Here is a 20,447-nt window from a genome sequence, read left to right as displayed (position 1 = left end):
ATCTTTCAAAAAACTAGCAATCAAATTTTGCTTCGTCTTTCCAAATATCTAGTATCTCTTCAATATCTTTTAATTCACTAGTCTGATTTGGATAGTTCATTCTCTGTCTTTTAAGAACAAGCACATCTATCCCACATTCCTCACAGGCGTCGATTTTTTCTAAAAATCCACCTGCAGCTCCACTTTCTTTAGTTAGCATAAGGTCTATGTCGTAGTGCTTGATCATTTCTACATTCATATCTTTTGAAAATGGACCCTTCATCGCAATTATATTATCTGCATTGAATCCAAGTTTTTCACATTCTATAATCACTTCTGATGTTGGAAGCACTCTTGGAAATAATTCTATTTCAGGTAAATTTTCTCTATATCTAGCTAAATTCTTGCTTCCAGTTCCTATAAGTATTCTTTTATATCCACCATCTTTAGCCATTTCACACATCTCATCAATACTATCTGCAAAACGACATCCTTTATAATCTATCTCTTTAAGTAAGGATTTTCTCTCGTATCTTATATATCCTGTATCCGTCTTTTCAGCAGCTTTTATAGCATTTTTTGAAACCTCTGTAGCATAAGGGTGAGTTGCATCTATTATGAACGAAATCTTATTTTCCATAATGAATTTCTCCATATCTTTCTCTGTCATTTTACCAAGATGAATCTGCTGCACCTTTCCCTCAGCTAAATCTTTTCCGTATTCAGTTGTTACAGAAAGTATATATCTATTACAAAATCCTTTTTTATTTATTAATTCGCATATTTTTATGCTGTCTGAAGTACCACCTAAAACTAGTACCAAAAAATCACTCCCTTTTCTAAACTGTATACCCTCTAGGAGTTATCATCATATCCTTATCTATAAATGTCGATTTATTTCCTACAATTACCATTGTAGTCATATCAACTATTTCAAAATTCATTGTATCAAATGTACAGATATATTTTTCTTCGCCTTCTCTTCCTGCATCTTTTACAATTCCAACAGGAGTGCTTCCATCCTTAAATTCTCCCATTATCTCAAATGCTCTAGCAAGATGTTCACTTCTTCCCTTGCTTCTTGGGTTGTATAGGCAAACTACAAAATCTGCCTCAGCTGCAAGTCTTAATCTTTTTTCTATAACTTCCCAAGGAGTTAGAAGATCACTAAGACTTATATGACAGAAGTCGTGCATTATCGGCGCACCTAAAACAGAAGCCGCTGCAATACTTGCAGTTACACCAGGTACAACTTTGACCTTAATATCATCGTCCTCTTTGACAACAAGCTCAAGAATAAGTCCTGCCATTCCGTAAATTCCAGAATCTCCACTACTTACAACAGCTACATCTTTTCCTTCTTTAGCTATTTCTACAGCCATCTTACATCTGTCAATTTCTTTTCTCATACCATTTTGTACGACTTCCTTATCAGAAATCATATCTTCTATTAAATTAATATATGTCTTATATCCAACTATTACATCTGAATTTTTTATCGCCTCAATAGCTTCAAGAGTCATATACTCTTTTCCACCAGGACCAATTCCTATAACGTAAATCATAACTTTATCCTTTCATTCTGCCAAAAGCAAAAGTTGTTCCATTATTTTTATACTTATCCGAAATAACATTTCCACTTAGGAGATATGCTGAAGGCTGTGCAACAGAATAAACCCCAGTGTTTTTCTTTACAAATTCCGATTTATCAAACATATAGTCACAAGTGCAGATCTCATCTACATCAAATAGATTAAACTCTGCACAAAGAGCTTTTGATAAATCTATCATACATTTTTCGTCTTTTTTTATAATCAAGCTCCCTGTCTTTACAATTGCAGCTGGATGTATATTGTTCAAAGCAGAAAACGTAGAAAACTCTTTAATCATTTTTTCAGTTTCTGTATTCTTTCTACACCCCATCCCAAGTGCAATTCTTCTTGGAACTAGCTTTATATAGATTAAATCTTCTTTTTCTTCATTATCTTTCTTTATATTATAAATAATCTCATCTACCCAACATCTAAGCTTATCAGTAACTGAAACGAGTACATCTAGTTTTGCTATTGCATCAATCTCAGTTTTTTCATCTATCAACTCAAATCCAGATAGATTTAGACTATCTTTTTCACTTTCATAATCCGAATCAAAATATATCCCCACTCGCTTGTCATCCACAAGATATGAATTTACAAGCTTTGCAGATTCTCTAAGGTTTTCCACATATCCACCGATTTTAGACACAATAACATCTAAAGCACCCTTTTTATTAGTATCTGTAGATGTTGTAATCACTGGATTTGCGTTTAAAACATCTGCTATTTTTAAAGTTATTTCATTTGCTCCACCTATGTGTCCACTTAGTAAACTAATCACATTATTCCCATTATCGTCCACAACCAACACAGCTGGATCTTCAAACTTACTCTTTAAAAATGGAGAAATACATCTAACCGCAATCCCACAGGCAGATACAAAAATTATACATTCGTATTTATTAAAAAGCTCTCTTGTAAGCTCTTTTATCCCTCTCTTTTGGAAAAATACATCTACATTTTCTAGCTCTGAAGCTATTTTTTCTGCAGTATTTTTCCCTTTTTCTGTAACAGCTATAATAGCTATTCTTATATTTTTCTTAGCAATGACGATATCTTTTTTAGATATTCCATTTTCTAAAATCCTGTCTACTTCATTCTTTAAATCAATATTTCTCTCTATAGAAATCGCATCTGAATCGAATTTATTTTTCTCCATCTTCATTTCCTCTGTACTCGTGTACAAAATCTTTATCGTATAGTTTAGAGTTGTTGTAGTCCTGACCTAAAAATCTTCCAACCATTATAAGAGCAGTCTTGTTTATTCCATTTTCTCTTACCTTTGCTGCAATATCTGTAAGTGTTCCTCTTAGAGCCATTTCATCTGGCCAAGTAGCCTTATAAACTACTGCAACTGGAGTATCTTCTGGATATCCACCCTCGATTAATCTTTCAACAACTTTTTCTATTTCCTGAACAGATAGGAAAATAACCATAGAAGTCTGATGCTTTGCAAATTCCTGTATAGACTCTTTTTCTGGGACAGGAGTTCTTCCTTCCATTCTAGTTATAATCACACTCTGAGAAATTTCAGGCACTGTGTATTCAACTCCAAGTGCAGAAGATGCACCTAAAAATGAGCTAACTCCTGGAGTACAGTCAAATCCTACATCGACTTTATTTAGCTCCTCAACCTGTTCTCTTATTGATCCGTATATAGAGAAGTCTCCAGTCTGAAGTCTTACAACCTCTTTATTTTCTCTAACTCCTCTTTCCATAACATCTATTATTTCACCTAAATCCATAACTGCACTATTGTATATCTCACAATCTTCTTTACAGTAGTCTAATAGCTCTGGATTTACTAAAGAACCTGCGTATATAACTATATCTGCATTTTTTAAAAGCTTGTAACCTTTTAAAGTTATAAGCTCTTTATCTCCAGGTCCAGCTCCGACAAAATGAACTTTACTCATAGCAAACCTCCAAATTAATTTATTTTTCCGCTGATATTAAAAAAATAGGGTTCTGTGGTTTAAAATAATCCCCACTACCCAATTTTTCTAATTTTGATACAGACACCATGCTTACATCTATATCCTTAAATCCCTTATTTCTTAAAAGCTCTAATGCTTTATAAAAAGTGTCTATTATAATAAAATTGGCGCATAATTTTCCACCTTCGTTTAAAATTTCATATGTCCAATCCACTATTTCCTCTAATTTTTTTGCAGTCCCTCCTATAAAAACAGCATCAAACTTTTCATCTGTTTCAAAAGGAGCATATTCTTCTAAAATCTCTAGATTTTTCACACCAAATTTTTCCTTGTTAGCCTCAATCAGTTCAACTGCATGCTCGTGTCTTTCAACAGCTACGACCTTCATCTCAGGATTTTTTAACGCTGCTTCTATACATACGCTCCCTGTTCCAGCTCCGACATCCAGAAAACTTTTGGCATTTTCTATTTCTAGCTTAGAAAGTGCAATCGCCCTAACTTCTTCCTTTGTTATTGGCACTTTACCTGTAATAAAGCTACTATTTTTCATTAAGTTTCACCTATTTCCGTAAAATCTACTTTCAATTTATATGTCTATTATTAATATATCAACTATTGCTCATCGTCTAATATTACAACAATATTCATATCGTATTTTTCTATTTTTAAAATATCCTCTGGTTTTCCAATGGTTATTTTTTCATTATCGTATGAAAGATTTTCGCCAACAGCCATAGTTTTTTTCAAATCCCTTTTGATTATTTCCCGGGCAATTTCTCTAGGCCCAATCTTTGAATCCGTAACCATACACACTTTACTGTGAGATAGCAGATAATCAAAATCCGGCTCTCTTCCATGACTGCTAGTCATATATAAATCGTTCATATCTACTTTTATTCTCGAAAACATATACTGCATTGAGCTAATCCCTGGAATTATTTCCATCTTTTCATTATCTACATTTTTGCTCAGATATTTACCTATTCCGTAGACAGACGGATCTCCAGATGCTATAACAGTTATATTTTTTTCTATATTTTCATTTATATAATTTTTTATTTCCACTAGATTAGCACCTAAAACAATTTTCTCGCCACAAAAATTCTCAAAAATCTCAAGATTTCTCTTACCACCGATTAATACATCAGATTCAGCGATAATTTTTTTGCCAACCTCAGTTATATAGCCATCGTTTCCAGGTCCTATCCCAACTACATTTAGCATATCTTCCTCCAAAGAATTAAAACTCTATCAACATTTTATTTTCTAAAACTGTCCAACATTTCCTCGGCATTTTTACTTTTTCCAAGTACTGTCTTATCCATTTTAAAAATAAATACTTCTATCTCAATCTCATTATCTACATGCATCTCTGCTCTTTTTTTACACTTTTCGCAAATTATATCGAAAACTTCTCCAAATCCATTTTCATATACAATATCTGTAGCTTCCTCAGTTGTAAGGCAAGAATCAATCTTTCTCACTAACTCTGTTGAAGCACCCATCAATGCTAAATTTGCTATAAGTATCTCATTTCTAGCATCTGCGACCTTGCTGTGAGTGTTAAAAATTCCTGCAGATAATTTTATAAATTTACCAATATGTCCAGCCAAAAGAATTTTTTTAAATCCCATTCTCTTAGCTTCCATTAACATATATCCTAAGAAATTGCTCGTCCTAACAACAGAACTATTTTCTCCAATCCTATCTGAAATAAAGCTCTCTCCATGATTTCCTGGAACAAGTATAATCTTATCCATTCCAAGCTCTTTTTTCATATTAAGCTCTATTGAAAGCGACTTTTTCCAACCATCATCGCTCATTGGCTCAACAATGCCGCTTGTTCCAATTATAGATATCCCACCTACAATTCCAAGTCTAGGGTTGAATGTCTTATTTGCAACTTCTTCTCCCTTAGGAATAAAAATAGTTATCTTTATTACTTTTTTTCGATTATCTAAACTATTTTTATCGTTTAATACATTTTCTCCACTTGCTTTTAAAATGGACTCTACTTCTTTTGCAATCATCTTCTGTGGAACTGGGTTTATCGCAGGTCTACCTGGTTCTACACTCAAACCTTTTTTAGTGATAATTCCTACTCCATCTCCAGAAAACACACAGAATCCATCTCCTTCAAAAGAAAAATTTTTCTCGCTTTTATCTATCTCATCTTCATACACCCAAGTTGCCTTTGCAAATATCTCTATCCCATTTGTGGCATCTATATCATCTCCACCGTCTTTTTCTACAGAGCAGATTGAATAAATTTCTCCCGTATCCTCATTCTTTTTAATCTCACTAGAAACAACAGGAATAGATAAGTATATCCCCTTTGGTGTGTCTATATTTACCGTATCTATTTTTTCATTAGTTAAAAGCATATACACAGCAGCCTTTGAAACTGCAGTTGCACAAGATCCTGTTGTATATCCTCTTCTGTATTTTTTTCCGTCTATATATACAAATTCTTCCATAATACAAACTATCTCTCTATGCTGTAAAGTATAGCATTGATTATTGCAGCAGCTAGATTACTTCCACCTTTTCTTCCTTCAGAAAGTATGTATGGTATATCTGTTTCTGCAAGTCTTTCTTTTGACTCAGCTGCTCCAACAAATCCAACTGGAACACCTATAACAGCATCCACTTCCATCTCTCCTGCTTCTACCATTTCTATAACCTTAAACAATGCTGTTGGCGCATTTCCAAGAACAAAAATCTTTCTTCCTTTGTCCTCAGCTGCTATCTCAACCGCAGCCATAGATCTTGTAATCTCTTTTTCCTTAGCTCTTGCAACAGTTCTCTCATCTGCAACTAAACAAGCATAATTACAACCTAATTTATCTAGCTTTCTCTTGTTTATCCCACTTAAAGCCATAGTAGTATCTGTGTAAATACTAGCCTTATTTTCAAGAGCATCCTTTATTATCTCAGCCGCATTATCAGATATTTTTAGAATATCTAAATACTCAAAATCGGCAGTTGTGTGTATCGCTCTTTTTATTATTTTTTCTTCTATTTCACTTTTGTACTCATATCCAGGTCTTATATCGTCTATTATTCCCTGTATAATCTCAAAACTTCTCTCTTCAATCTTCATAGGGTTTTTAATATAATCCAAAAAAATCCCTCCTTTTATTTTTTATTCGTATCTTATTCCACCTTTGATGATATCTAATGTGTACATATCTGAATAAACTTTGTCTATTTCTCTTCTTTTTAATTCAGCTATCATCTCAGTACAATCAAAGTCTTTATCCACTAAAATTCCGACTATTGTACCACTATGTGCAACATTTACTCCAAATCCACCAAATTTATCAGATACCTCGATAATCTCATGTAGATACTCTTTTTTACAGATATTTTCATTGGCTAAACTACTAGCAGTACAAGCTCTACCAATCATCTCTCTATCTTTTTCAGTGAATCCTTTTTTTAGCATCTTGAAGGCATTTTCGATGATTTCTCTATTTCTCATCTTTGCCTCTTTATACATTCTATTTTTTCTAAGATCCACAGTATTTAGATATTTATTTGGCTCAAGAAGTAAAACTTTCATATCATCTATATACCCAAGTTTTTCCTTCACTTTACCCTTAACTGGATTAAATATTACATTATCCTCCATAAATACAGAATCTGTAGGCTCTATTGATGATGCTATTTCTGCAATTTCTTCTGGAGTCATCTTTTCTCCTATAAGATTTAATGCAGCTCCTATAGCAGCTCCTATATCTGCAGTTGAGCTACCCATTCCCTTGCTTACAGGAACCTCACTTATTATTTTTACAGATAAATTGTTTAGCGTTTCAACTGGTATATCGTATTTTTCAAATACTTTTCTGATAGCCAATCTTGATTTTTTTACATTTCTTATGTATATTTTCTTTTCTGTTCCTTTAACTCTTTCAGTTAAATCCTCTTCCTCACCATCTTTTCTCTCTTCAAGGTAAACTTCCGAAAAAAGATTTACAGCATAGGAGCAGAGGTACTCTTCATTTCCTATCATTCCCTGAACAAACTCTCCACAAGAAGCAGGGCATTTTGCATAACCTTTCACTCTATTCACCCAATACAGATCTAAGTGCATCTACAAGTACAGTATTTTGTTCATGATTTTTAATAGCTACTCTAGCAAAACTAGAATCTAAACCAATAAAATTAGACGCATCTCTAATGAGAAGACCTGCCCTTTTTAATAAATTTTCTTTCACATCCAATACATTTCTATTTTCAAATCTAACTAGAATAAAATTCGCATCTGAATTAAATGCCTTTATTCCATCTATTTTATTTATTTCATTTATCATACATACTCTTTCTTTAGAAAAATACTCCTTGCTTTTTCTTATGTACTCCTCCTCTTTAAATATAAAATCAGATGCAGAATCTGCAAATGAGTTTATCGTCCAAGGCTCTTTCTCATCGTACATTTTTTGAAGTAATTCCCTATTTGAGCTTATTCCATAACCTAGCCTAATTCCTGGTATTCCAAAGAATTTTGTGACTGCTCTAATTATGAATAAGTTCTTTGATTTTTCGACCATATTTACAAGACTTATCTCTTTTTCAGAGTCAGCAAATTCGATAAAGGTTTCGTCCACTATAAGCAACTTTCCTTCTTTTTCTGCAAATTCCAATAGTTTTTTTATTTCTCTAACAGATCCATCTGGATTGTTTGGATTGCAAATAAATATACTATCAAATTCGTCTTTTCTTCTGTAAATTTCGTCTAAATCAAGTTTAAAATCTTTCTTCCAATCCATCACAAAATCTACTACACTTAGACCTGCAATCTCTGCACCTTTTCTATACTCAGAAAAAGTTGGATTGATTATAGCAAGTCTTCCACTTAGACTTCTCATAAGGAGGTAGATTATCTCCGTTGCTCCATTTCCAGGAATAACTTGACTATCATCTACTCCAAGGTAGTCTGCTATATTTTTTCTAAGTCGTCTGTATTTTATATCTGGATATTTTTGTAAACTACCTACTCCAGCTGCGACAATCTTATCCATACTATCTACAATAAATGGATTAATATTTGAGCTAAAGTCGATAATTTTATCTGCTTCAAGTCCATAGAGTTCGGCTGCTGAATTGATATCTGCCCCATGAACTGAGTTTATATTAACTTTTTCTTTATTGAACTCTTTTTCTTTGGTAGATTTATTTTTTTTATTCAAATTATTTTCCATCAATTCTTTCCAAACTCTCCTTTTAACAGTATTAATATATTATATCATAATGCAAAACAACGCTGATAAAATTAAAAGTGCATTAGCTGTTGTCGCATACATAAGCTTATTCATTCTAACTATGTCGTAGTTTTCTAATTCTCTTTTCTTATCTCCAATAGTAGGCTTGTATACTTCCTTCCCAAAGTAGATATTTGTTCCACCAAGCTGTACTCCAATAGCTCCAGCTGCTGCACCTTCTGCAAATGCACAGTTTGGACTTTTGTGATTTTTTCTATCTCTAATCGCTATTTTAAACGAGTTTAATCCATTCATACCGCATAAAAATGCTCCTAAAGGCATAAATATCGCAGTTAATCTTGCTGGAATAAAGTTGGCTACATCATCTAATTTTGCAGATACACATCCAAGGTTTAAATATTTATCATTCTTATATCCAACCATTGAGTCTAATGTGTTTATCGCCTTATAAGTCATTGCTCCTACAGGGCCGAATAAAAATCCGTAGAACATCGGCGAAATTGTTCCATCTACAGTATTTTCGGCAACTGTCTCAACTGTAGCCCTTATTATCTCAGATTGGCTAAGATTTGTAGTATCACGACCTACTATATATGAAAGCTGCACTCTCGATTTTTTTATATCTCCAGTTTCAAGTACGTTGTAAATTTTTGTAGCCTCGTCCTTTAAACACTTTGTAGAAAGTGTTGTGTAGATTATAAATGCACTAACAAAAATTTCTACATATTTATTGAAGCTTGCAATCTTTACAATCAATGCTGTAACAAGCGCTGTTGTAACAACAGGCACTAACCACATCAAAATTCCCCAATATTTTAGAGATTTCTCTGATTTCGCATGCTTTCTTATAAATTTTTCTGTCTTGCTTATCAACTTACCTATAAATCTAACTGGATGCGGAAACCAATACGGATCCCCAAACACCAAGTCCATTATGTACCCCAGAATCATAATAAGTATATTTGCAAAACTATATCCAATCACAGTAAAAACAACCGTACTTGTTACCTGTGGTGTAAATAAATTTCCCATAATCAAAATTTCCTTCTATTATCTTTCACAGTTTTTAAGTATATTTTCTATACAATCCAAATTGTTGTAAAAATGAGTGTGAAGATATGTCGCAAGTGTATTTTTCTTGCTATATCCTCCTTCCCATTCATCTACAACTTTTCCATCTCTAATTTTTCTCATCTTATAAGCGCATTTTTCGTCACTTTTAAATATTGAATGATGGAATTCGTGCCCTCTTATACAATCTCCTTCTTTTGAGATAACTGTCTTTTCTATGGCTTTTCCTTCACAGTATCCAAATCTTCTAAGTCTAGGAGTCATTTCACTGACACCTTCAAAAATCCCAACCATACTTCTTTCAACTCCAGACTTATCTATAATAGATTTTCCTAAATACATAAGTCCTCCACATTCTGCATATATTGGAGTATTGTTTTCGTACAAGTCAAATATTGATTTTCTTATAGACTCATTTTTCTCTAATTCCTCAGCAAAAATCTCTGGAAATCCGCCACCAATGTAGACAAAGTCACACGTCGGAACCTCTACATCCTCAAGAGGACTAAAGTATTTTATTTCTATTCCAAGTTTTTCAAATATCTCTATATTTTCTCTATAGTAGAAGTTAAATGCCTTATCATGTGCAATCGCAACAGTTTTTCCCTCAGCTAATTCAAATAAATTCTTCTTTTCCATTTCCTCAGCTAAGTCAAATTTGCTGACAACCTCTTCGCTCTCTGATAATTCTATAATTCTATCTACATCTATATACTTTTCAATTTCATCCGCAAGAGATGAGAATTTCTCAGATAATTTTTCAACCTCATCCATTGGAACAAGACCTAGATGTCTTGATTCAAGTGCAAATTTATCATTTGGTGGGAAGTATCCAAAAACTTCTAGCCCACAGTATTTTTTTACAGACTCTTTTATTATATTAAAGTGGCTTTCAGTTTTTACGTTATTTGCAATAACACCTATGATATTTACATTTTTATCTAAGTTTAAATAACCAAGTACTGTCGCTGCAGCAGATGCAGCCATTGCCTTTCCATTTATCACTAGTATTACTGGAGTTTTGGTAATCTTTGACGTATAAGAACTGCTACAGTTATCTATATCAGTTCCAAATCCATCATAAAGCCCCATAACCCCCTCAATCACAGAAATATCGGCATCCTTTGATGCAGTATTTACTATGTATTTAATCTTTTCATCGTCTAACATATAAGAATCTAGGTTTCTAGAATCTCTGCCAGTTATAAATGTATGAAAAGACGGATCTATATAATCAGGCCCAACCTTGTATGGCTGCACCTTTAGATTTCTCTTTGTAAGTGCCCGCATAATCCCAAGTGAAATTGTAGTCTTTCCAACTCCACTTGAAGTCCCTGCAATCATAATTTTTTTCATATTTAAAATCTCCTATTAATTAATAGCATTAACTATTTACTTGCTTGAATTTTTAACTATTTCGTATATTTTTTCCATGTCTAAGTTTTCTCTTAGCATATCCGCAAGTCTGTCATATTCTCTATTTTTAAACTCTTTAAATGATTTTACCTCACTAGTTATAGCTTCTAATCCCTTCTCAGCTCTTATTGTGTTTAGAAGAGTTCTAGTAAAATCTATCTCATCAAAAATTCCATGTATGTAAGTACCTACAACATTTCCTTCTGAATTTGAACATCCTATTAAACAGTTCTCAATATTTTTATCTATTAAACCTGTAGGCTCACTCGCAAATATTTCATATACACATTCATCTAGTTTTGTTGTAGTTCCCATGTGTATCTCATAACCTTTAACTTTTTTTCCTGATACATCATTTAAATAGCCTTGCACATTATCAGAAATAACTCTCTCTGTCTGCACAGTAGTTTTCTCTTTTTCAAATTCTGTAACAGTATTTAAAAGTCCTATTCCTTCTACCTCTAAATTGTCACTTTCAACACCATATCTATCTACAATTTTTTTGCCAAGCATCTGGTATCCTCCACAAATTCCAAATACTAGCTTTCCTCTTCTAGCACATTCCTTTATCTGTTCTTCAAGTCCAGTTTCTCTTAAATATTTTAAATCATCTACTGTACTCTTAGTTCCTGGAATGATTAGCATATCAGGATTTCCAATAGACTCACCAAAATCAACATATCTAAGACTTACATCGCTCTGTGTTTCAAAGATATTGAAATCTGTAAAGTTTGACATATGTGGAGTCCTAACTATTTCGATATTTATATCATTTTTCTTTGTTGCCCTTTTGAATCTAGTAGTTACACTGTCTTCGTCCTCAATCTTAATATCAGAATATGGAACAACTCCCAAAACAGGTATATGTATAATATCCTCAAGCATCTTCACACCTTCAGCAAAGTACTCTTTTTTTCCTCTAAATTTATTGATAATTACACCTTTCACTCTTTTTCTCTCGTCCTCAGTTAAAAGTGCAAGTGTACCTACAATAGAGGCAAATACTCCACCTCGATCTATATCAGATACCAAAACAACTGGAGCATCAGCGATTTGTGCCATACCCATATTTGAGATATCTCTTTCTTTTAAATTTATCTCGGCACAACTTCCTGCCCCTTCCATAACAATTACGTCATACTCATTTTCTAAATCAGAAAATGTGTCCTTTAAAATATCTACTAACTCTAATTTATATTCATGATATTCAGAGGAGTGCATCTCTCCAACAACTTTCCCTCTAACAATCACCTGACTTCTATGATTTCCGCATGGCTTTAATAGGATTGGGTTCATGTCTGCTTTTGGTTTTATCCCTGCTGCTTCTGCCTGAAATACCTGAGCTCTTCCCATCTCTAGTCCTTCATCTGTGATGAAAGAGTTTAATGCCATGTTCTGTGGTTTAAAAGGAGCTACTTTGTATCCGTCCTGAGCAAAAATTCTGCACATACCTGCAGCGATTATACTCTTTCCTACATTGGATGCAGTTCCTTGAAACATTATTTTTCCTTTCAAAAATTTCACTCCTTTCAACGTATAATTTTCCTATCTTATATTATACTATTTAACAACGATAATAATTATCTTTTTTAATGATTTTAATGTTATTTTTCTCATTATATAAAAAAAATCATCCTCTACGATATTTTTATCATAGAAGATGACTTTTTTTTAATATTAAGTTTTATTCTATATTGAAATCTATATCTTTAATTTCGACATTATTGTAAATTTCTTCTGCTGTTTCTTTTTCAAAACTTCCTGTCGATAAAGACATTGCATTTGCAGCAGATATAGATACCGCATATTTTAAGCACTCTTTATAAGAGTACCCTCTACTAAGACCAACAGCAAATGCTGCCACCATAGAATCTCCACATCCTACAGTATTTACAACTTCTAGCTTTGGTGGTTTTCCATGATATATTCCCTCATCACAAACTAACAATGCTCCATCTTTTCCAAGAGATACAACTACAAGTTCTATTCCTTTTTTATGAAGATTTACAGCACTCTCTAATAACTCAGTTTTGTTACTTATGCTTAAACCTAACAACATTTCTATTTCCTCGCTGTTAGGTTTAATCATAGTTGGAAGAGCTTTTATTCCTTCCTTAAGAGGTTGATTTGATGTATCTAATATAACTTTCTTACCTTTTTCCTTAATCATCTTTATAAGTGTTGAATATATATCTATAGGAACACCCTTAGGTATACTTCCAGATATTGTAATTACATCACTTAAATCTATGATTTTATCAAATTCAGATATAAATTTTTCAACTTCATTATCATAAATCATCTCTCCAGATTCTAAAAATTCAGTTGAAATATTATTCTCATCTAAAATATTTATACAATTTCTTGTTTCACTTTTTACATGTACAAATTTATTATCTATATTATCTTTTTCTAATAATTCTTCTACTAGATTTCCTATATTTCCACCTACAAACCCTGTTGCTAGAACTTTTTCACCACATATATCTACAACCCTAGATACATTTAATCCTTTGCCTCCAGCAGTATTATTACAACTAGATACTCTTATAACTTTTCCACTTTCAACAACAGTGTTTATTCTATAGGCTTTATCTAACGAAACATTTAATGTTACAGTTGTAATCATGAGTATTACCTTCCTTATATACCTTCACTATCTATTAATAGTTTACCTTTTACTAAATTTTCTCTATACATTTCAAAGGCACTATCTATTTCTTTTAAAGGTATTTTTTTATAGATTAAAGAATCATCAAATTTTAAAGCTCCTGTTTTAAAGTAATGTGCTGTAAGTTCCCATTCTTTTCCTGGGAATGGTGCACTATATGACATCCAAGAACCAGTTAATGTAAATTCTTTTCTGTTCATCTGTTCCCATTCTTTAACCGTAAATGAAAGTTCTTTTGTAGGTGTTCCTATAAAGCAAACTCCAGCTTTATTTCCTGCTAATACAAATGCCATTTTCATAGTTATAGTATTTCCTGCGGTTTCATATACGTAGTCATATCCTTTATTATTTGTAAGATTTAATGCATTATCCATAAAATTCTCTTCTAATGTATTTATTACATCATCAGCACCTAATTTTTTAGCTAATTCTAGTCTTTCATTATTTATATCAAATACAACTACTTTTTTAGCTCCAAATATTTTAGCCCACTGCATAGTGAATAATCCTATTGTTCCTCCACCAAGTATCGCTACTGTTTTTCCACCTTCATAATTTACTCTCTGTAATCCATGTAGTGCAACTGTAGCTGGTTCAAAAAATGCTCCTTGTTCAAAGCTTACTTCGTCTTCAAATTTAACTGCATTTTTTTCTGGAACAACAACATACTCTGCAAAACTACCAAATTCTCTAGATCCTATAAAACTATAATGTTTGCATAAAGAATAATTTCCCTTTTGGCAATCCTCACATTCCATACATGGAACTAAAGGTACTCCAGCAACTCTATCTCCTACTTTTAAAGAAGTTACATTTTCTCCAATTTTTTCAACTACTCCTGAAAATTCGTGTCCTAATACATTTGGATAAAAGTGACATGCTCCTTCGTTAACTCTAGGAACATCTGAACCACAAATTCCTGTATATTTAACTTTTATAAGTACCTGATTTTCATTTGGTTCTGGTTTATTTATATCTTCAAATCTAATATCTTTTAACCCGTGAACAACTCCTGCTTTCATCATGATAACATACCTTCTTCCCTTTTTTAGTTTAAGCTTTGTTTATACTTCCACACATTTCCATACGGCTTTTTACTATCTCTTTAACTTTTTCCATAGCTACTGAGCCATATTTTTTAGGATCTATTGCATCTGGATTTTCTTTTAGATAATTTTTAACCCCTTCTGTGTAAGCTATTCTAAGCTCTGTTGCAAAGTTAACTTTTGATATTCCTCTTTTTATACTTTCTTTTATAGCTTCTTCACTAAGACCTGAAGCACCATGTAAAACTAGAGGTATATCTACAACTTTTCTTATTTCACTTAATCTATCTAAATCTAATTTTGGAACTCCACAGTATACTCCATGTGCTGTTCCTATTGCAACTGCTAATGAATCAACATTTGTTTTTTCAACAAATATCTTAGCTTCTTCTGGATCTGTGTATCCTCCACATCCTCCATCTAAATCATCTTCTTTTCCACCAACCTTGCCAAGTTCCGCTTCAACAGGTATAAGAGATGCTTTACAAGCATCAACTACTCTTTTTGTTATATCTATATTTTCCTCAAAAACACTATGAGAACCATCTATCATTATTGATGTATATCCTTTTCTTAATGCCTGCATAGCTAAATCAAAACTGCTACCATGGTCTAAATGTATTGCAACTGGTACACTAGCTTCTTTAGCTGCTGCACTTACATTTGCTAGATAATAATCTAGTCCTGCATATTTTACTGTTGATGGAGTTGTCTGCATTATTACAGGTGAATTTAATTCTTGAGCTGCTTCTATAACTGCCATAACCATTTCCATATTTTCAACATTAAAAGCTCCAACTGCATATTTTCCTTCTTGAGCCTTTAATAACATCTCTTTTGTAGTTACTAATGCCATTTATATTTCCTCCTAATTTTTAGTATTCTGAACTTATTTTTCTTTAAAACGTTATAAAAAGGTATAAAAAAAATATATACCATACTTAGTAGCGATTCATAAAAAACGCTACTAAGTATTTATATATTTGCTTAAAATTAATTCATTTCATTAAGTTCTTTTGCACGCTGTTTTGATGTTTTTACTGCAAATACTAAACATATTGCATATATTATTCCAACTATTAACATTCCTGGTATATTATCTCTTGTAAATATTTCTGTGAAAACATAAGTTATTGGTGCTCCACCTTGATCAAGAGCTGCTAATTGAGCTGCACCATTTGTAGAATTTGTTACCTGAGCAAGCTTAGTTACCCAAGGTATAGTCTGATTAGCTATCCATATAGTGAAGTACATTATAAATGAACCAGATATTACAGTTCTAAATAAGTTTCCTTTGTGTACAGCAACAGCTATTGCTATAAAGAATCCTATTGTAGCTAAGTCACCAAATGGTAATATAACATTTCCTGGAACTATAACTGCTATTAATATTGTAAGTGGTATGAATATTAATCCTGCTGTAACAACCTGAGAATCTCCAAGTAATATAGCTGGGTCTAGTCCTATATAGAATTCTGAGTTATCATATTTTTTAGATAATATTTCTTTTGCTCTTTCAGATATTGGCATTAAACCTTCCATTATACATTTAACAACTTTAGGCATTAAAACCATAACCGCAGACATTTTTACTCCTAACTGTAAAGATGTTGAAAAATCATATCCTGCTAAGAACCCAACTACTGCTCCTAGTATTCCACCTATAACTATAGGTTCTCCTAATACTCCAACTTTTTCCTGTAGTGAATCTGCTGTAATATCTATTTTGTTTAATCCTGGTATTTTTTCTATTATTGCATCTATTACACAAGCTACTGGAGCTAGGTAAGCTGATGTACCATGTGGTACTGTTAAGCCATCTAATTCAAAATAATCTGTCATTAAAGGTGCCCATATATCACCTAATTTGTATGCTATTGCTGCATGAACTATTACCCCTAATATTCCTATCCAGAAGTTACCTGTTGCTACGTAAGCTATTGCTCCTGTGAAAGTCATATGCCATATATTCCATATATCTATATTTACTGTTTTTGTCCATTTTAAAGCTAGCATTATTATATTTACTGCTACTGCTATTGGTATTGCTACTGTTGCTATACTTGATGCCCAAGTCATAGGAGAAGCTCCTGGCCATCCTATATCTACAACGCTCATTGAAAGACCAAAGTTTTTATACATTGCCCGTGCTGCTGGTCCAAGCTGAGCATTCATCATATCAACTATAAGACCTAAACCAACAAATCCAACACCTATCATTAAACCAGATCTTACTGCTTTTCCTACTTTTACACCTAAACAAATACTTAATATCGCTATAACTAATGGAAGCATTACTGATGCTCCAAGTCCTATGATATAATTTATTATATCACCTAAAAATCCCATAAATTTTCCTCCCTATCTCCGTTATTACTAGATTTATTTCAATATAATTTTTCCCTAATTTTTACGATAAATTTATTCACCTTTTAAAACATCTAATATTGCTTTTTCTGTTTTTTCAACTCCAACACCAGATATAAAAGGCATTCCTGTTATTAGAGGTATTCCAAAATCTCTTTTTACTCTTGAAGTTGTAACTATTAAACTAGCTCCATCTAAGTTAGATTCTATTTCTGAAATTCTAACCTGAGCAATTTCTATTTCTATTCCATTTTTCTTACCTAATTCAACTACTTTATTTGCTGCTATTGTTGAAGTTGCAACAGCCCCTCCACATGCTACTATTACTTTTTTTTTCATGTTATTCATTCTCCTTATTTTTTATTATTTCTATAATTTCTTCTTTTTTTGTCGCTTTTGATAAAGCGTTTAAAACATTTTTATCTTGAAGTACTGCTAATATATTTTGAAGCATTGTTAGATGTTTGTTAGGATCATCAATTGCCAACATCACTACCACTTTTACATCTACCTCTTCATCATCTGTTCCCATTTGTATAAATTTCACAGGATTTTTTATAGTTGCAACTCCTATTCCTGCTACATTTACATGTGATACATCTGTGTGAGGTATAGCTATTCCAAAACCATCAACATCTATACCTGTAGGAAATTCTGCTTCCCTATTTATTAATGCTTCTATATAACTTTCTTTACATAAACCTTCTTTTATAAAAGCTGCACCCATTTTTTCCATTACTTCCGAGCTATTTTCAACTTCTAACTCTGGAAATACTAATTCTAGGTTTAAATTTTCCCAAATCATATATTCTCCCCCTTAAATACTATATTCATACCTTCTAATTATTTCAGCCATTTCATGACTTGTTTTTGCATCTTCCATTGCACGTTTAAATCTTTCTTGTCCTAGCATATTTACCAAGTTTAAAAATGCCTTTAGATGAGTTTCGTGATCTATTACACTTAAGCAACATACAAACTTAACTTCTTGAATATCATCTTCATCATCTCCAAACTTGATAGGATTTTTTAGTCTAATAAGGTTCATCCCTACCTTTTTAGAACCATATCCAACACCATAATGAGGTAAAGCAAACCCTGGAGATATAACCACATAAGGTCCATTTTCTTCAATATTTTCTATCATTGCATCTATGTATCTACTTTCTATGTATCCCTCATCTAGTAGCTTTTGAGCAGACTTTCTTATGGCATCTCTCCAATCTTCACACTCTACATCTAACTCAATATGATTAATATTTAAAAAATGATGCAAGTAAGGATTTGTGTAATCCATCATTTCGTGCTCTTCATCATCAAAATAATCTAATATAGTTTCTACTACCCTATCTTTTAGTTCTACTGGTACTTGATTTTCGTATTCTATAAATACTTTTTTTAATCTATTAATCAAACCTCTTGATGTTATTTCCTTCTTTTCTAGTCTGGCTGGAATATTTCTATTGTTTCTTATCTCATCAATCTTGCTTCCAACCCTAATGTAGTCCTCATCTGTAAATAGAGGCGATACTATTACATAATCTATATCTATATTTTTTAGAGGAACTGTAGATATCACTAAATCTGCGTTTTTGTTTATAATATTCTTCTCATCATGAGCAGATACTATATCTACTATTTGGAAATTATAGTGTGTTTTTAGCTTTGCCTGTAGTAGCTGTGATGTTCCAACCCCACCATTGCATACTAAAATCACATGAAACGCTATTTCTTGCTTTTTCTTTCTTTCTATTGCTGCACATATGTGTATTGTTATATATGCTATTTCTATATCACTAATTTTTCTTTGAGCATATTTTTCTATTACATCTATATTTTTATTTGTCGCAGCTACTATATCTGGATTCTTAGATACAACCTCATCTATAAATTCATTCTGTGGGAAATTATAGTTTTTTGATCTAAATATAGATTCCAGATGATTAGATAAGTTAAGATAAAAATCGTAGTCATCATTTAAATTAATTTTTAAATCGTGTGAAACTCCCTCTACAAATTGTCTTGTTATAAACTGAATTTTCACCATACTCTCGTTAGAATTTTCATTTTCTTTTTTTAAATATTTTAATCCATTTAAAAATTTGCTTAAGTATGCTTCTTCATCTGCAGTGGTCATAACATTACAATATTGACTTATGTATTTTAGTATATCTTTTGCCATCGAATGTGTTTCTTCACAAATAATATCCTGATGTTCTATCATTTCACCTCTTCTAAGTCTAGAAATCGAAATCATGATATAGTTTTTTAATTTGTTGTATGATGAATCTGTTAGATAAGTTTCATGGTAGTGTTCCTGTTCGTTTATAATTTTATGTATCTTATCCATTTCTGAGTCCATCAAAACGTTTTCTTTATTGACACTATAAATTAAATTTTTATAGTCTTTATCACTTAATATTGCTTTTAATAAGAAATTTCTTTTATCACTTTCAAATCCTTCTACCCTTAATCCCTTATTAGCATGTGATAGTACTGTTAAATTTCCAGACTTTAGATAGTCTTTTACGCTATTTAAGTCGTTAATTATTGTTGCTCTGCTAACATATAGAATTTCAGCTATTTTTGAAAGAGTTATGTATTCTGATGATTCTATTAATAATATTGCTATCATTATTTTTCTTTCTTCTTTTGACAGCTTATATGTATATAAATCTTTATCAGAAATTAACTCATATGCAACTTTTATATCATCTTTCTTTTCTATTCTCCCATTATTTATTAGAGATATAGGAGAAAGTTCGTTGATAATTAAAAAATCATTTATTGAATTTAAGTCATTTCTTATAGTTCTCTGAGATACATTAAATTTTTCAGCTAAATTTGATATTGTTGTATCGTCATTTTTTATTATTTCTAATAGTATTTCTTGGGTTCTCTTTTTCATTTTATTTTCCCCCCCTTACTATGCTTTAATGATATCATCATTATAAATGATAAAACAGTCAAATGTCTTTCAACAAGTTTTGAAAAAAAATCTATTGGTATAATAACTTTCATTTTTCTTTGAAGGATTTTATATTAATATACTTTCTTTCAATAATTATTGAAAAAAAATCTATCAATTGTATTTTTAATTTTAGCTTGATTTTATTTAAACACTAAAAAAGAGCTACCGC

The 20,447-nt window shown here is 32.0% G+C and carries 20 protein-coding genes; all 20 read right to left on the bottom strand.

The window, feature by feature from the left end; genetic code table 11:
- Positions 1-13 precede the first annotated feature (13 nt).
- Positions 14-802 (bottom strand): precorrin-6A reductase, encoded by a 789-nt coding sequence (cobK, locus tag KGNDJEFE_RS02420; RefSeq protein ID WP_006439618.1) that lies wholly within the window; start codon positions 800-802, stop codon positions 14-16.
- A gap of 16 nt (positions 803-818) precedes the next feature.
- Positions 819-1,544 (bottom strand): precorrin-3B C(17)-methyltransferase, encoded by a 726-nt coding sequence (cobJ, locus tag KGNDJEFE_RS02415; RefSeq protein ID WP_006439617.1) that lies wholly within the window; start codon positions 1,542-1,544, stop codon positions 819-821.
- Between the two features lie 4 nt (positions 1,545-1,548).
- A complete protein-coding gene (locus KGNDJEFE_RS02410) occupies positions 1,549-2,733 on the bottom strand; it encodes a cobalt-precorrin 5A hydrolase (protein ID WP_050754645.1) in 1,185 nt (394 codons plus the stop codon).
- On the bottom strand, positions 2,720-3,490 hold the full coding sequence (locus KGNDJEFE_RS02405) for a cobalt-precorrin-4 methyltransferase (RefSeq protein WP_006439615.1): 771 nt from the start codon (positions 3,488-3,490) through the stop codon (positions 2,720-2,722). Before KGNDJEFE_RS02405 ends, KGNDJEFE_RS02410 begins: the two co-directional genes overlap by 14 nt.
- Before the next feature lie 19 nt (positions 3,491-3,509).
- Positions 3,510-4,061, bottom strand: a complete 552-nt coding sequence (locus tag KGNDJEFE_RS02400) for a decarboxylating cobalt-precorrin-6B (C(15))-methyltransferase (protein WP_006439614.1) — start codon at positions 4,059-4,061, stop codon at positions 3,510-3,512.
- 62 nt (positions 4,062-4,123) lie between these two features.
- Positions 4,124-4,735 carry a cobalt-precorrin-7 (C(5))-methyltransferase gene (locus KGNDJEFE_RS02395; protein WP_040410345.1) on the bottom strand — a complete coding sequence of 204 codons (612 nt, stop codon included), beginning with the start codon at positions 4,733-4,735 and terminating at the stop codon, positions 4,124-4,126.
- A gap of 35 nt (positions 4,736-4,770) precedes the next feature.
- Positions 4,771-5,988 carry a cobalt-precorrin-5B (C(1))-methyltransferase CbiD gene (cbiD, locus tag KGNDJEFE_RS02390; protein ID WP_006439612.1) on the bottom strand — a complete coding sequence of 406 codons (1,218 nt, stop codon included), beginning with the start codon at positions 5,986-5,988 and terminating at the stop codon, positions 4,771-4,773.
- 8 nt (positions 5,989-5,996) lie between these two features.
- Positions 5,997-6,635, bottom strand: a complete 639-nt coding sequence (locus KGNDJEFE_RS02385) for a cobalt-precorrin-8 methylmutase (RefSeq protein WP_040410344.1) — start codon at positions 6,633-6,635, stop codon at positions 5,997-5,999.
- 21 nt (positions 6,636-6,656) lie between these two features.
- Positions 6,657-7,577 carry a GHMP family kinase ATP-binding protein gene (locus tag KGNDJEFE_RS02380; RefSeq protein WP_040410343.1) on the bottom strand — a complete coding sequence of 307 codons (921 nt, stop codon included), beginning with the start codon at positions 7,575-7,577 and terminating at the stop codon, positions 6,657-6,659.
- 1 nt (position 7,578) lies between these two features.
- Entirely contained in the window at positions 7,579-8,715 is a 1,137-nt protein-coding gene (gene cobD / locus KGNDJEFE_RS02375; RefSeq protein WP_006439609.1) for a threonine-phosphate decarboxylase CobD, read from the bottom strand.
- Between the two features lie 39 nt (positions 8,716-8,754).
- Positions 8,755-9,687 (bottom strand): adenosylcobinamide-phosphate synthase CbiB, encoded by a 933-nt coding sequence (gene cbiB, locus KGNDJEFE_RS02370; protein WP_040410479.1) that lies wholly within the window; start codon positions 9,685-9,687, stop codon positions 8,755-8,757.
- 99 nt (positions 9,688-9,786) lie between these two features.
- The gene (locus KGNDJEFE_RS02365; protein ID WP_006439607.1) at positions 9,787-11,163 is read right to left on the bottom strand and encodes a cobyrinic acid a,c-diamide synthase CobB; all 1,377 of its coding nucleotides are present in this window, start codon (positions 11,161-11,163) and stop codon (positions 9,787-9,789) included.
- 36 nt (positions 11,164-11,199) lie between these two features.
- Positions 11,200-12,738 carry a cobyric acid synthase gene (locus KGNDJEFE_RS02360; protein WP_148881775.1) on the bottom strand — a complete coding sequence of 513 codons (1,539 nt, stop codon included), beginning with the start codon at positions 12,736-12,738 and terminating at the stop codon, positions 11,200-11,202.
- A gap of 169 nt (positions 12,739-12,907) precedes the next feature.
- Positions 12,908-13,852 carry a 1-phosphofructokinase gene (gene pfkB / locus KGNDJEFE_RS02355; RefSeq protein ID WP_006439605.1) on the bottom strand — a complete coding sequence of 315 codons (945 nt, stop codon included), beginning with the start codon at positions 13,850-13,852 and terminating at the stop codon, positions 12,908-12,910.
- 14 nt (positions 13,853-13,866) lie between these two features.
- Positions 13,867-14,919: a galactitol-1-phosphate 5-dehydrogenase gene (locus KGNDJEFE_RS02350; RefSeq protein WP_006439604.1), complete on the bottom strand. Its 1,053-nt coding sequence runs from the start codon at positions 14,917-14,919 to the stop codon at positions 13,867-13,869.
- 28 nt (positions 14,920-14,947) lie between these two features.
- Positions 14,948-15,796 carry a class II fructose-1,6-bisphosphate aldolase gene (gene fba / locus KGNDJEFE_RS02345; protein WP_006439603.1) on the bottom strand — a complete coding sequence of 283 codons (849 nt, stop codon included), beginning with the start codon at positions 15,794-15,796 and terminating at the stop codon, positions 14,948-14,950.
- A gap of 137 nt (positions 15,797-15,933) precedes the next feature.
- A complete protein-coding gene (locus KGNDJEFE_RS02340) occupies positions 15,934-17,289 on the bottom strand; it encodes a PTS galactitol transporter subunit IIC (protein ID WP_006439602.1) in 1,356 nt (451 codons plus the stop codon).
- Positions 17,290-17,361: 72 nt separating this feature from the next.
- Entirely contained in the window at positions 17,362-17,646 is a 285-nt protein-coding gene (gene gatB, locus KGNDJEFE_RS02335; protein ID WP_040410342.1) for a PTS galactitol transporter subunit IIB, read from the bottom strand.
- 1 nt (position 17,647) lies between these two features.
- Positions 17,648-18,112: a PTS sugar transporter subunit IIA gene (locus KGNDJEFE_RS02330; protein WP_006439600.1), complete on the bottom strand. Its 465-nt coding sequence runs from the start codon at positions 18,110-18,112 to the stop codon at positions 17,648-17,650.
- Between the two features lie 12 nt (positions 18,113-18,124).
- Positions 18,125-20,215 (bottom strand): BglG family transcription antiterminator, encoded by a 2,091-nt coding sequence (locus KGNDJEFE_RS02325; protein WP_006439599.1) that lies wholly within the window; start codon positions 20,213-20,215, stop codon positions 18,125-18,127.
- Between the last annotated feature and the right edge of the window lie 232 nt (positions 20,216-20,447).

This window comes from Peptacetobacter hiranonis (assembly GCF_008151785.1).
Taxonomy (GTDB): Bacteria; Bacillota; Clostridia; order Peptostreptococcales; family Peptostreptococcaceae; genus Peptacetobacter; species Peptacetobacter hiranonis.
This window is presented reverse-complemented; position numbering and strand designations above follow the sequence as displayed.